The following is a 13123-nucleotide window of genomic DNA, read 5'->3' as shown; positions in this document are numbered from 1 at the left end:
ACGCGAAAGCTCCGCAATTATCGGATTAATAAAAAATTAAACAGCATAATCAAAAGGATGCTTGCGTGGTGCATTTGCGAAAACGCCGGCCCATCCTTTTCTTCTGGAGTAAGAGCGGAGCTGATGACTGCTCTCATAAGATGTAAAGGCCGCTTTGGCAGAAAATTTTGCCAGCGGGCGGTTGCGCTGATAAATCGATTGCTCTAAGTTTTTCCGGCAACGTTTCAGTGAGGGAGGAGAACTCATGAAAATCCGTATGATGGCGGCCGTGCTTGCCGCTTCAGTCGCGCTTCCGTTCGGCGCCGCCAACGCTACCGATCTCGAAGTCACGCACTGGTGGACTTCGGGCGGCGAATCCGCTGCCGTCGCCGAGCTGGCAAAGGCATTCGACGCCACCGGCAACCATTGGGTCGACGGCGCTATTGCCGGTTCCGGCGGAACTGCCCGTCCGATCATGATCAGCCGCATCACCGGCGGCGATCCGATGGGCGCCACCCAGTTCAACCATGGCCGGCAGGCCGAGGAACTCGTCCAGGCCGGTCTGATGCGCGACCTGACCGACGTGGCGACCGCCGAGCACTGGAAGGACATCATTCGTCCGTCGAGCCTGCTCGATTCCTGCACCATCGACGGCAAGATCTATTGCGCGCCGGTGAACATCCACTCATGGCAGTGGCTCTGGCTTTCCAACGCTGCCTTCAAGAAGGCCGGCGTCGAAGTTCCGAAGAACTGGGACGAGTTCGTCGCTGCTTCTCCGGCTCTCGAAAAGGCAGGCATCATTCCTCTCGCTGTCGGCGGTCAGCCCTGGCAGGCCGCGGGCGCCTTCGACGTGCTGATGGTCGCCATTGCGGGCAAGGATACCTTCAACAAGGTCTTCAAGGATAAGGACGCGGAAGCTGCTGCAGGTCCTGAGATCGCCAAGGTCTTCAAGGCTGCCGACGATGCACGCCGCATGTCCAAGGGCAGCAACGTTCAGGACTGGAACCAGGCCACCAATCTCGTCATCACGGGCAAGGCCGGCGGCCAGATCATGGGCGACTGGGCGCAGGGCGAATTCGCACTTGCAGGTCAGAAGGCCGGCACCGACTATACCTGCCTGCCTGGCCTCGGCGTGAACGAGATCATCTCGACCGGCGGCGACGCCTTCTACTTCCCGCTCCTGAAGGACGAGGAGAAGTCCAAGGCTCAGGCCGTGCTCGCCAAGACCCTGCTCGATCCCAAGACCCAGGTCGCGTTCAACTTGAAGAAGGGCTCTCTGCCGGTTCGTGCCGACGTTGATCTCGCCGCCGCCAACGATTGCATGAAGAAGGGTCTCGATATCCTGGCGAAGGGCAACGTGATCCAAGGCACCGACCAGCTGCTTTCGGCCGACAGCCAGAAGCAGAAGGAAGACCTCTTCTCCGAATTTTTCGCCAACCCGTCGATGACGCCGGAAGACGCTCAGAAGCGTTTCGCCGAGATCATCGCTTCGGCTGACTGATCGACAGATTCGCTGCCTTTGCGATCCGGTTTGACAAGAGCCGGATCGCTTTCAGACAAATGTCCTGATGGCGGCGTCTCTCCAGCGTCCCGGTAAATCCGGGGCAGGGACGGCAGACGGCGCCGCGCCGTTCTGCCACGGGTCGCGGTTGCGATTTGAGGAGAAGAATTCATGACGGGGCAAGCGCAAGCAGGCCGGCCAATTAAATTACTGCGCAATCTCAATGCCAAGATTGCATCCATACCGATGATCCTGACAGCGCTGGTGATCTTTGTCGGCGGTACGTTGTGGACGGTCGTTTATTCCTTCACCAATTCCAAGCTGCTTCCACGATTGAGTTTCGTCGGCCTCGATCAGTATCACCGTCTCTGGGCGGCGCCTCGCTGGGTGACGGCGATCGAGAACCTGGCCGTTTACGGCATTCTCTCCCTGATCTTCAGCCTGGTCATCGGTTTCGTGCTCGCTGCGCTGATGGATCAGAAGATCCGTTTCGAAAATACCTTCCGCACTATCTTCCTTTACCCCTTCGCACTGTCCTTCATCGTGACGGGCCTCGTCTGGCAGTGGGTTCTGAACCCGGATTTCGGCATTCAGTCGGTGGTGCGCTCGCTCGGCTGGACGAGCTTTACATTCAATCCGCTCTATACGCCCGAAATCGTCATCTACGGCATCCTGATCGCGGCGCTGTGGCAGGGAACAGGCCTCGTGATGTGCCTGATGCTTGCCGGCCTTCGCGGCATCGACGAGGATATCTGGAAGGCTGCGCGCGTCGACGGAATCCCGATGTGGAAGACCTATCTCCTCGTCGTCATTCCAATGATGCGGCCGGTTTTCATCACGACGATCGTCATCATCGCTTCCGGTATCGTCAAGGTCTACGACCTCGTCGTGGCGCAGACATCGGGCGGTCCCGGTATCTCGTCGGAAGTGCCGGCAAAATATGTCTATGATTACATGTTCCAGGCGCAGAACCTCGGTCAGGGCTTCGCCGCATCGACAATGATGCTCGTTACCGTCGCGATCATCGTCGTTCCCTGGGCCTATCTGGAATTCGGAGGAGGGCGCAAGCGTGGCTAATATTGGAACTCTCAACACCACTGCCGCCGGTATCGACGCGGTCTCGTCGAGGCTCGGCGATGGCCCGAGCGGCCCAAAGCCGCGCCCGGCGCTGTCGCCACGCAACATCATGCTCTACGGTACGCTGATCGTTGCGGCGCTCTACTATCTGCTTCCGCTCTATGTGATGGTCGTGACGTCGCTGAAGGGCATGCCGGAGATCCGTCTCGGCAACATTTTCTCGCCGCCGATGGAGATCACTTTCCAGCCCTGGGTGAAAGCCTGGGCCGAGGCCTGCACCGGCCTGAACTGCGACGGCCTGTCGCGCGGCTTCTGGAATTCGGTGCGTATTACCGTGCCGTCGGTGATCATCTCGATCGCCATCGCCTCGGTAAACGGCTATGCCCTGGCAAACTGGCGCTTCAAAGGATCGGAGTTGTTCTTTTCGATCCTCATCATCGGCGCGTTCATTCCCTATCAGGTGATGATCTATCCGATCGTCATCATCCTGCGCGAAATCGGCATCTACGGCACGCTGACCGGCCTCGTCATCGTCCATTCGATCTTCGGCATGCCGATCCTGACGCTGCTCTTCCGCAACTATTTCGTCTCGCTGCCGGAGGAGTTGTTCAAGGCGGCGCGCGTCGATGGGGCTGGCTTCTGGCAGATCTTCCTGAAGATCATGCTGCCTATGTCCCTGCCGATCTTCGTCGTTGCGATGATCCTGCAGGTGACCGGCATCTGGAACGACTTCCTGTTCGGCGTGGTCTTCACCCGGCCCGACACCTATCCGATGACCGTGCAGCTCAACAACATCGTCAATTCCGTCCAGGGTGTGAAGGAATACAACGTCAACATGGCAGCAACGATCCTCACCGGGCTGGTGCCGCTGATCGTCTATTTCGTCTCCGGACGGCTTTTCGTCCGTGGCATCGCCGCCGGCGCAGTGAAGGGTTGATCCCATGAACATGAATTCAAGTGTCTCCAATTCGAGTGTCTCCATCAAAGATCTGTCGCTGAATTTCGGCTCGGTCAGCGTGCTCAAGGACCTGAACCTCGACATCAACGACGGCGAATTCCTGGTGCTGCTCGGCTCCTCCGGCTGCGGCAAGTCGACCCTGCTGAACTGCATTGCCGGCCTGCTCGACGCCTCGGAAGGGCAGATCTTCATCAAGGGCAAAAACGTCACCTGGGAAGAGCCGAAGGACCGCGGCATCGGCATGGTCTTCCAGTCCTATGCGCTCTATCCGCAGATGACCGTCGAGAAGAACCTCTCTTTTGGCCTTCGCGTCGCCAAGGTGCCGCAGGCCGAGATAGACAAGCGCGTCGCGCGTGCTTCGGAGATCCTGCAGATCCAGCCGCTCCTGAAGCGCAAGCCGGCCGAGCTTTCCGGCGGGCAGCGCCAGCGTGTGGCGATCGGCCGTGCCCTGGTTCGCGACGTCGATGTCTTTCTGTTCGACGAGCCGCTCTCGAACCTCGACGCCAAGCTTCGCTCGGAATTGCGCGTCGAGATCAAGCGCCTGCACCAGTCGCTGCAGAACACGATGATCTATGTCACGCACGACCAGATCGAAGCGCTGACGCTGGCCGACCGCATCGCCATCATGAAGAGCGGCATCATTCAGCAGCTCGACGACCCAACGACGATCTACAACCGGCCGCGCAACCTCTTCGTTGCCGGCTTCATCGGCTCGCCGTCGATGAATTTCCTGCGCGGCGAGCTGGTCAGCACGGGCGACGGGATGGCCTTTACGGCCAACGGCGTCAACTTCTCGCTTGCCGGCTACGACGCCGGTGAAACGCTGCAGCCCGGCCGCAAGGTGGTGCTCGGCGTTCGCCCCGAGCACATCAAGGTCAACGAGAATACGGGCGGCGAAGAACACGACGCCACCGTCGACATCGAAGAACCCATGGGCGCGGATAATCTACTGTGGCTGAAACATGCGGGCCACACGATGTCCGTCCGCGTCAATGGCGCGCGCCGCTTCAATGTCGGGGCCAAGGTGAAGCTCAATTTTGACATGTCGGTCGCTTCACTTTTCGATGCGACGACGGAAAACCGCATTTGAAGCCTTGACCACAGGCGGATGAAGGCGAGGGTGGTGACACTTTCGCCTGAGCCCGCCAACGCGAGCCGGCCAGGCGGCAACGCAGAATGAAAAGACCATCCTCTCCCCACTGGCCTGTCCCGGCCCACGGGGAGGGGCGGGGTGCGGGCTCTGCCCGGCACCGGCGGGGACATCCCCTGTCCCAGCTCAATCATCAGGAGGGCTCCGTCCTTCGTCCAAGATCGAGATCAAGTAATGACCCAGTCCACGACCTCCATTGACCTAGCTGGCTCCTGGCAACTCTCTTCCGGGGACGGCGAAGCGAAATGCGCGATCACGCTCCCGGGCGACGTGCATACAGCGCTGCACCGGGCCGAACTCATTCCCGATCCCTATTTCGGGCGCAATGAGGAAAAGGTGCAGTGGGTCGCCGAGCGCGAATGGACGGTGGAGCGCAGCTTCACGCTTCCTGAGGCCGAAGGCGACTGGTACCTCGACATCGACTATCTCGACACGGTCGCAAGCGTCTACGTCAATGGCTTCCTGGCGCTCGAGGCTGATAACAGCTTCCGCCGCTACCGACCCGACGTGTCGAGCATGTTGAAATCGGGCGACAATTCCATACGCATTGTCTTTGCCTCCAATCCCGCTGTCGGTGCTGCGCGGCAGAAGCAGCAACCGTTCTACATCCCGTACAGTACAGGCAATTCGCCGATCCCCGACGGCAACATGCTGCGCAAGCCGCAATGCCATTTCGGCTGGGACTGGAATATCGCCATTGCGCCCCTCGGCCTTTACGGCACGATTGCGCTGAAGAAGCTGGACACGGCGCGCATCGAGCATGTGCTGACGCGCCAGACGCATAATGCCGACGGTTCGGTGGAACTGCAGGTCACGGCGACGCTTTCTGCCAAGGATCCCGGCATCGCGCAGCTTTATTTCGATCTCGACGGCGAGCGCGTGCGGCTCGATGTCGGCGTCAGTGCCGGCGAGACAAATGTCAACCACGTTTTCCAGATCGACAATCCGCGCCTCTGGTGGCCCTCGGGCAGCGGCGAGCAGGCGCTTTATACGCTGACCGTCGAACTGCCGTCCGACAGCGTGACGAAGCAGATCGGGTTGCGCACCATAGAGCTCATCACCACGCCGGATGCTGCCGGCAGCCGCTTCGCCTTCAAGGTCAACGGCCGTGAAATCTTCTGCCGTGGCGCCAACTGGATCCCGGCGGATGCGCTCTTCTCGCTATCTTCTGAGGAAAAGACAGAGGATCTCTTACAGTCGGCCAAGGCCGCCAACATGAACATGATCCGTGTGTGGGGCGGTGGCTTCTACGAACACGACTGGTTTTACGATATCTGCGACCGGCTCGGGCTCATGGTCTGGCAGGACTTCATGTTCGCCTGCAACCTCTATCCCTCGACCGAGGACTTCCTCGAGAATGTTGCAGTCGAAGTGGATTATCAGGTCCGCCGGCTCTCCTCGCATGCCTCGATCGCGCTCTGGTGCGGCGATAACGAGCTCGTCGGCGCGCTCACCTGGTTCGAGGAGTCCCGCAAGGATCGTGACCGCTATCTCGTTTCCTACGACCGCCTGAACCGCACCATCGAAGTGGCGGTGAAGAAGGCGTTGCCCGGCGCGCTCTGGTGGCCGTCGAGCCCGGCTTCCGGCTATCTCGATTACGGCGATGCCTGGCATGCGGACGGTTCCGGCGACATGCATTACTGGTCGGTCTGGCACGAGAACAAGTCGTTCGACAATTACCGCTCGGTCAGGCCGCGCTTCTGCTCGGAATTCGGCTTCCAGTCCTATACGTCGCTGCCGGTCATCAAGACCTATGCCGACGCCAAGGACATGAACGTCGCATCACCCGTCATGGAACTGCACCAGAAGAATGCCGGTGGCAACGAGCGCATTGCCGGCACGATGTTCCGCTATTTCCGCTTCCCGAAGGATTTCCCGAACTTCGTCTATCTCAGCCAGATCCAGCAAGGTCTCGCGATCAAGACGGCGGTGGAATACTGGCGCTCGCTGAAGCCCCATTGCATGGGCACGATCTACTGGCAGCTCAACGATACCTGGCCGGTCGCGTCCTGGTCGAGCCTCGATTACGGCGGTCGCTGGAAGGCGATGCACTATCTCGTCAAACGCTTCTTCCAGCCGGTGGCGGTGGCCGCGATCCCCTCGGAGGATGGCAAGTCGATCCGCTTCTCGCTGGTCAACGACACGCTTGCCGATGTCAGCGTCGATCTTGCGGTCTCCATCCTGACGATGAAGGGCGAGCGCAAGCATCTGAAGAATGTGCAGGCCATGTGCGCGCCGGATGCGGCCTGTACCGCTGCAACGCTCGACATATCAGAGATACCCGAGGGCACGCTGCTTGCCTGGCACTTCACCGCGTCCAACGGCATGGGCGGCGAGGGGCATTATGTCAACGGCACCTACAAGGCGCTGGAATTGGAGCCGGCGGGCCTGACGGTCACGCATGAATTCGTCGAGGAGAATGGTTCGGTCGACATCAATATCACCGCTAAGGGACTGGCGCTTTTCGTGATGATGGAGACGGAGACAGACGGCAAATATTCCGACAATGCCTTCGACCTGGCTGCCGGCGAAAGCCGCCGCATCACCTTCACCCCGGCAAAGCCTCTCGAAAAGGGCAAGCTGCCGGAATTCCGCTTCTATGACCTGCATTCCTGCCAGTCGGCAGATTGATCTTACGTGAGAACGGGCACGAGGCCCGAGGAGGATGACATGACCAAGCTCAGCTATCAGCTTTATAGCGCCCGCAATTTCCCGCCGCTTTCGGCGATCTTCGAAAAGCTCGGCAAGGCCGGTTACGGCGAAGTCGAAGGCTTCGGCGGCATCTATGCGGAACTCGATGAGGCCGGCCTCAAGAGCCTGCGCGCCGATCTCGACAAGAACGGCCTTGTCATGGCAACGGGCCATTTCAGCCCCGATTTCCTCGACGGCAATGTCGAGAAGTCGCTGCAGATCGCCAAGATCCTCGGCATGGATTCGATCTATGCGCCGCACTTGATGCCCGACCAGCGCCCGACCGATGCAGCCGGCTGGCTCGCTTTCGGCAAGCGCCTGCAGGAAATGAGCAAGCCCTACAAGGATGCGGGCTATGAGTTCGGCTGGCACAATCACGACTTCGAATTCGTGAAGCTTTCGGACGGGTCGCTGCCGATCGAGCGCATCTTCGAAGGCGCGCCCGGCATCACCTGGGAAGCGGATATCGCCTGGGTCGTCCGCGGCGGCGCCGATCCCTATGCCTGGGTCGAAAAGCTTGGTGACCGTATCAGCGCCGTCCACGTCAAGGATATCGCACCGGCTGGCGAAGCCACAGACGAAGGCGGCTGGGCCGATGTCGGCCACGGCACGATCGGCTGGGCGAAGCTTCTTCCGGTCGTCAAGGCAAAGACCAAGGCGAAGCATTTCGTCGTCGAGCACGACAATCCCAATGATATCGACCGCAACATCACGCGCTCGATCGCTTCCTTCAAGAGCTACTGAGGCAGACCATGACCAAGGAACTTGGCGTCGGCATCATCGGATGCGGCAATATCTCCACCACCTACTTTTCGCTGGCACCGCTCTTCAAGGGGCTGAAGGTGCTGGCCTGCGCCGATATCAACGCGCAGGCGGCAAAGCAGCGCGCCGAGGAATATGGCGTGACGGCACAGACGATCGAAGAGCTTCTCGCCAATGACGAGATCGACGTCGTCGTCAACCTGACGATCCCGGATGCGCATTATCCGGTGTCGAAGGCAGCCCTCGAAGCCGGCAAGCACGTCTATTCGGAAAAGCCGCTCGTGCTCTCGCTGGAGCAGGGCGAAGAGCTTCGCCGCATCGCCAAGGAGAAGGGGCTCGCCGTCGGCTGCGCGCCCGATACTTTCCTCGGCGGCGCGCATCAGCTCGCTCGCAAGTTCGTCGATGACGGTGGTATCGGCCGCATCACGTCGGGCGCCTGCTACGTCATGGGCCCGGGCATGGAAATGTGGCACCCGAACCCGGACTTCTTCTTCCTGCCGGGCGGCGGCCCGATCCTCGACATGGGGCCGTATTACATCGCCAACCTGATCAACCTGGTCGGACCGGTGAAGCGCGTTGCCGGCCTGACTTCGATGGCGTCGGAAACCCGCACGATCACCAGCCAGCCGCGCAATGGCGAGATCATCCCGGTCAAGACGCCGACGACGATCCAGGCGCTGCTGGAATTCGTTTCCGGCGCCACCATCACGCTGACGGCAAGCTGGGATGTCTGGTCGCACCGCCATGCCAATATGGAGCTCTACGGCACGGACGGTTCGCTCTACGTGCCGGATCCGAACTTCTTCGGCGGGGTCGTAGAGGCCAGCGGCCGTGACAAGGACATCAAGGCGCTGGAAGCCTGGGATCACCCGTTCGGCAAATTGAACCAGGAAAGCCCGAACGGCCCGCGCGCCAACTACCGCACGGCCGGCCTTGCCGACATGGCCATGGCGCTGATCGAGGGCCGCGATGCACGCTGCTCGCTCGACCGCACGCTGCACGGCGTCGACATCATGACTTCGATCCTGAAGTCGGGTGCGGAAGGACGTTTCGTGAACCTCACGACCACCTGCACGCAACCGGCTGCGCTCGGCATCGAAGAGGCGCAGGCGCTGTTGAGGTAAGGTGAGGGCGTTTTCCGAGGCCTCGCCAGGCCCCGGAAAACCGGTACGGCCACAGCCGCGTCGTCATCCTCGGCCTTGTGCCTGACATTTGTTGAGGGCGCAGCAGATGCTCGGGACAAGCCCGAGCATGACGGCATCCGCGGGTGGGACTTGCCATAAAGCCATGTCGGTACGTGAAGTCATAGAGAACATGCGCCACGCGCTTGCCGTATCGGCATGCTTGATCCAATAGTGCCGTCGCGCCCGGCCTGACACGCGGGCCGCGACGTTTTAAGCTTTCGACCGCCAGCCGCGCGGGCACGAAAGAGAAGCACTTTTACAGGTTGAGGAGACCTCAGATGAGCTGGCAACCGGCCGAAGACCGTTATTCGAAGATGAAGTATAACCGCACGGGCCGTTCCGGCCTGAAGCTGCCGGCCGTTTCCCTCGGCCTGTGGCACAATTTCGGCGGCGACACCCCGCATGACCGCAAGGTCGACATGTGCCGCACGGCCTTCGATCTCGGCATCACCCATTTCGATCTCGCCAACAATTACGGCCCGCCTCCCGGCAGCGCCGAGACGGCGTTCGGCGAGATCCTGCGCACCGATTTCGCCGGCCTGCGCGACGAGCTGATCATCTCCTCCAAGGCCGGTTACGACATGTGGCCGGGTCCTTACGGCGAATGGGGCAGCCGCAAGTATCTCGTCGCCTCCTGCGATCAGAGCCTTGAGCGCATGGGCCTCGACTATGTCGATATCTTTTATTCGCACCGTTTCGACCCGGAAACGCCGCTGGAAGAGACCTGCGGCGCGCTCGACTATATCGTGCGCTCCGGCCGCGCGCTTTATGTCGGCATTTCCTCCTATAATTCGCAGCGCACCCGCGAGGCCGCCGCGATTTTGAAGGACCTCGGCACACCGTGCCTCATACACCAGCCGAGCTATTCCATGCTCAACCGCTGGGTTGAGGACGATAAGCTGCTCGATACGCTCGATGAGGTCGGCATGGGTTCGATCGTGTTCTCGCCGCTTGCCCAGGGCATGCTGACGACGAAGTATCTTGGCGGCATACCCTCCGACAGCCGCGCGGCGCAGAACCATTTCCTCAAGAAGGACTTCATCCGCCCGCAGATCATCGACAATATCAAGAAACTCAACGAGATCGCCGAACAGCGCGGCCAGACGCTGGCGCAGATGGCGATCGCCTGGGTGCTGCGCGGCGGGCGCGTAACCTCGGCGCTTATCGGCGCCAGCCGTTCCTCGCAGATCGTCGATTGCGTTGCCGCACTCGATAATCTCGAGTTCTCGGCAGAGGAGCTGAAACAGATCGATGTCTATGCCAAGGAGGCCGATATCAATCTCTGGGCCAAGTCGGCTGAGCTGGAATAAATTAGGCGAGGGAGTTTGGGGCAGCACAGTCGCCCCAACTCCCTCATTCCTGTGCCTGTTGCAGGAATTCATCTGCCGCGCGTCGGCGTGGCGAGAAGAGTCCTTTCAGCCCAAGGACTTGGGCCGGATCTCTGTGACAAGCACAGAGATGAGGGAGGAGGAGAGCTCCTCACTAGAATTTGACGTACGTACCGCAGTTTTACCCTCGGAGGAGCCGCCATGATCCGCAATCCCATACTGCCCGGATTTAATCCCGACCCGTCCATCTGTCGCGTCGGCGCCGATTACTACATCGCGACATCCACCTTCGAATGGTATCCGGGCGTGCAGATCCACCATTCGCGGGATCTCGTGAACTGGAAGCTGGTTCGCCGGCCGCTGGAGCGGGCTTCGCAGCTCGACATGCGCGGCAATCCCGACAGCTGTGGCGTCTGGGCACCGTGCCTTTCCTATGCCGACGGGCAGTTCTGGCTGGTCTATACCGACGTCAAGCGCTTCGACGGCAACTTCAAGGACGCGCATAATTACATCGTGACGTCGTCTACCATCGAGGGCGAATGGTCCGAGCCTGTTTACGTCAATTCCTCGGGCTTCGATCCGTCGCTCTTCCATGACGATGACGGCCGCAAATGGTTCGTCAACATGCAGTGGAACCACCGCACCGAGAGCTATGGCGGCTCGCCGAAATCGCCGGCTTTCGACGGCATCCTGCTCCAGGAGTGGGATCCGCAGACGAAGACGCTGAAAGGCCCGATCAAGAACATCTTCGCCGGCAGCCCGCTCGGCCTCGTCGAGGGACCGCATCTCTTCCGCAAGAACGGCTGGTACTACCTGACGACGGCCGAAGGCGGCACGGGTTACGACCATGCGGTGACGATGGCGCGTTCGCGCAATATCGACGGCCCCTATGAGCTGCATCCGAACCGGCACCTGATCACCTCGAAGGATAATCCGGAGGCGGCGCTGCAGCGGGCAGGGCATGGGCAATATGTCGAAACGCCTGACGGGCAGGTCTATCATACCCATCTCTGCGGCCGGCCGCTGCCGCCGAAGCGCCGCTGCACGCTGGGGCGCGAGACGGCGTTGCAGAAATGCGTCTGGCGCGAGGATGACTGGCTCTATCTCGAAAACGGCACGACGGTTCCTGATGTCGAGGTGCCAGGCCTTGGCGGTGCTGTGCGGGCGGAAAAACCTGTTCGTAGCGAATATTCCTTCGATGGCGGCCAGCTGCCGGATGATTTCCAGTGGCTGCGCACGCCACAGCCGGAGCGCATCTTCAACCTGACGGAGCGCCCTGACCATCTGCGCCTCATCGGCCGCGAAAGCGTCGGCTCCTGGTTCGAGCAGGCTCTTGTGGCTCGTCGCCAGGAACATCACAGTTTCCGTGCGGAGACGGTGGTGGAGTTCGCTCCGGATACCTATCAGCAGGTGGCCGGTCTCACGCACTACTATAACCGCCACAAGTTCCATGCCGTCGTCGTGACGCTGCATGAGAAGCTTGGCCGTTGCGTCACGATCTTTTCCTGCAATGGCGATTATCCGAACGGCCGCTTGAGTTTTCCCGCCGAGGCCGGCGTCGCGCTTCCGGCCGACGGGCGCGTACAGCTCTCCATGGAAATCCGCGACAACGACCTGCAATTCTTTTGGCAGACGGAAGGCAAGGGTGCCTGGCAGCCGATTGGCCCGGTCCTCGATGCCGGCGTCGTCTCGGACGAGGGCGGGCGCGGCGAGCACGGGTCGTTCACCGGCGCCTTTGCCGGCGTCTTCGCCTTCGATACATCGGGCCGGGCAAAGACGGCCGATTTCGATTGGTTCAACTACGAAGAGCTGTGAGCCGACGATGGCAGACGATATCCGCATCGAGCCGATGACCGAAGCACATATCGAGAGCTTTCACCGGGCTCTCGATACGGTGGCGCGCGAGCGGAAATATCTGACCCTGCTCGAGGCCCCGCCCTTGGAAGAGACGCGCAAATTCGCGCTGTCTTCGATCGGCCGGGGCAATGTGCATCTCGTCGCCCTCGACGGCGGCGAGGTGATCGGCTGGTGCGACATCCGCCGGCATTTCTTTCCTTCGCGGGGCCATTGTGCCTCGCTCGGCATGGGCCTCATTCCCGCCCATCGCGGGCGAGGGCTTGGGCAGCGGCTGATCGAGGCGGCTATCGCTCAGGCGCGTGAAGCCGGGATGGTGCGTATCGAACTCGGCGTGCATGACGATAATGCGCGGGCGATCCGCCTTTATGAGAAGGTTGGCTTCGTGCGCGAAGGGGTGAGCCGTGATGCGTTCTATGTAGATGGGCACTATACCGATGTGATCAATATGGCGCTGATCTTTCGATAGGTGTGATTGGGTGCGACTGGGTTTCCCCTTCGCCCCATTGGGGAGAAGGTGGCCCGAAGGGTCGGATGAGGGGGCTCCGGGTGGGGCTTTCATTTCGTTTTGTTGCCTTTGCTCGGCACGCTCCGAGTCCGCTGCCCCCTCATCCGCCTGTCGGCACCTTCTCCCCGATG

Annotated in this window: 10 protein-coding genes; all 10 read left to right on the top strand. The window is 60.8% G+C overall.

Going from position 1 to position 13123, the window contains the following annotated elements; all coding sequences use genetic code 11:
- Positions 1-244 precede the first annotated feature (244 nt).
- The 10 genes from FHT92_RS11300 to FHT92_RS11255 all read left to right on the top strand — a co-directional run bounded on the left by FHT92_RS11300 (position 245) and on the right by FHT92_RS11255 (position 12953).
- Entirely contained in the window at positions 245-1480 is a 1236-nt protein-coding gene (locus tag FHT92_RS11300) for an ABC transporter substrate-binding protein (protein WP_183740314.1), read from the top strand.
- Positions 1481-1651: 171 nt separating this feature from the next.
- Positions 1652-2557: a carbohydrate ABC transporter permease gene (locus tag FHT92_RS11295; RefSeq protein WP_183740311.1), complete on the top strand. Its 906-nt coding sequence runs from the start codon at positions 1652-1654 to the stop codon at positions 2555-2557.
- The gene (locus FHT92_RS11290; RefSeq protein ID WP_183824965.1) at positions 2550-3494 is read left to right on the top strand and encodes a carbohydrate ABC transporter permease; all 945 of its coding nucleotides are present in this window, start codon (positions 2550-2552) and stop codon (positions 3492-3494) included. Before FHT92_RS11295 ends, FHT92_RS11290 begins: the two co-directional genes overlap by 8 nt.
- Positions 3495-3498: 4 nt before the next feature.
- Positions 3499-4605: an ABC transporter ATP-binding protein gene (locus FHT92_RS11285; RefSeq protein ID WP_183824962.1), complete on the top strand. Its 1107-nt coding sequence runs from the start codon at positions 3499-3501 to the stop codon at positions 4603-4605.
- 234 nt (positions 4606-4839) lie between these two features.
- Positions 4840-7296, top strand: a complete 2457-nt coding sequence (locus FHT92_RS11280) for a glycosyl hydrolase 2 galactose-binding domain-containing protein (protein WP_183824959.1) — start codon at positions 4840-4842, stop codon at positions 7294-7296.
- 39 nt (positions 7297-7335) lie between these two features.
- Complete coding sequence (locus FHT92_RS11275) at positions 7336-8100, top strand: sugar phosphate isomerase/epimerase family protein (protein ID WP_007814065.1); 765 nt, start codon at positions 7336-7338, stop codon at positions 8098-8100.
- An 8-nt stretch (positions 8101-8108) separates the two neighbouring features.
- Positions 8109-9242, top strand: coding sequence for a Gfo/Idh/MocA family protein (locus FHT92_RS11270; protein WP_183824956.1), 1134 nt, complete (start codon positions 8109-8111; stop codon positions 9240-9242).
- Positions 9243-9580: 338 nt separating this feature from the next.
- Positions 9581-10612, top strand: coding sequence for an L-glyceraldehyde 3-phosphate reductase (gene mgrA / locus FHT92_RS11265; protein ID WP_183824953.1), 1032 nt, complete (start codon positions 9581-9583; stop codon positions 10610-10612).
- 219 nt (positions 10613-10831) lie between these two features.
- Positions 10832-12445, top strand: coding sequence for a glycoside hydrolase family 43 protein (locus FHT92_RS11260; RefSeq protein ID WP_183824950.1), 1614 nt, complete (start codon positions 10832-10834; stop codon positions 12443-12445).
- Positions 12446-12452: 7 nt separating this feature from the next.
- Complete coding sequence (locus FHT92_RS11255) at positions 12453-12953, top strand: GNAT family N-acetyltransferase (RefSeq protein WP_183824947.1); 501 nt, start codon at positions 12453-12455, stop codon at positions 12951-12953.
- The last annotated feature ends 170 nt before the right edge of the window (positions 12954-13123 follow it).

This window comes from Rhizobium sp. BK377 (genome assembly GCF_014193935.1).
Lineage (GTDB): Bacteria > Pseudomonadota > Alphaproteobacteria > Rhizobiales > Rhizobiaceae > Rhizobium.
This window is presented reverse-complemented; position numbering and strand designations above follow the sequence as displayed.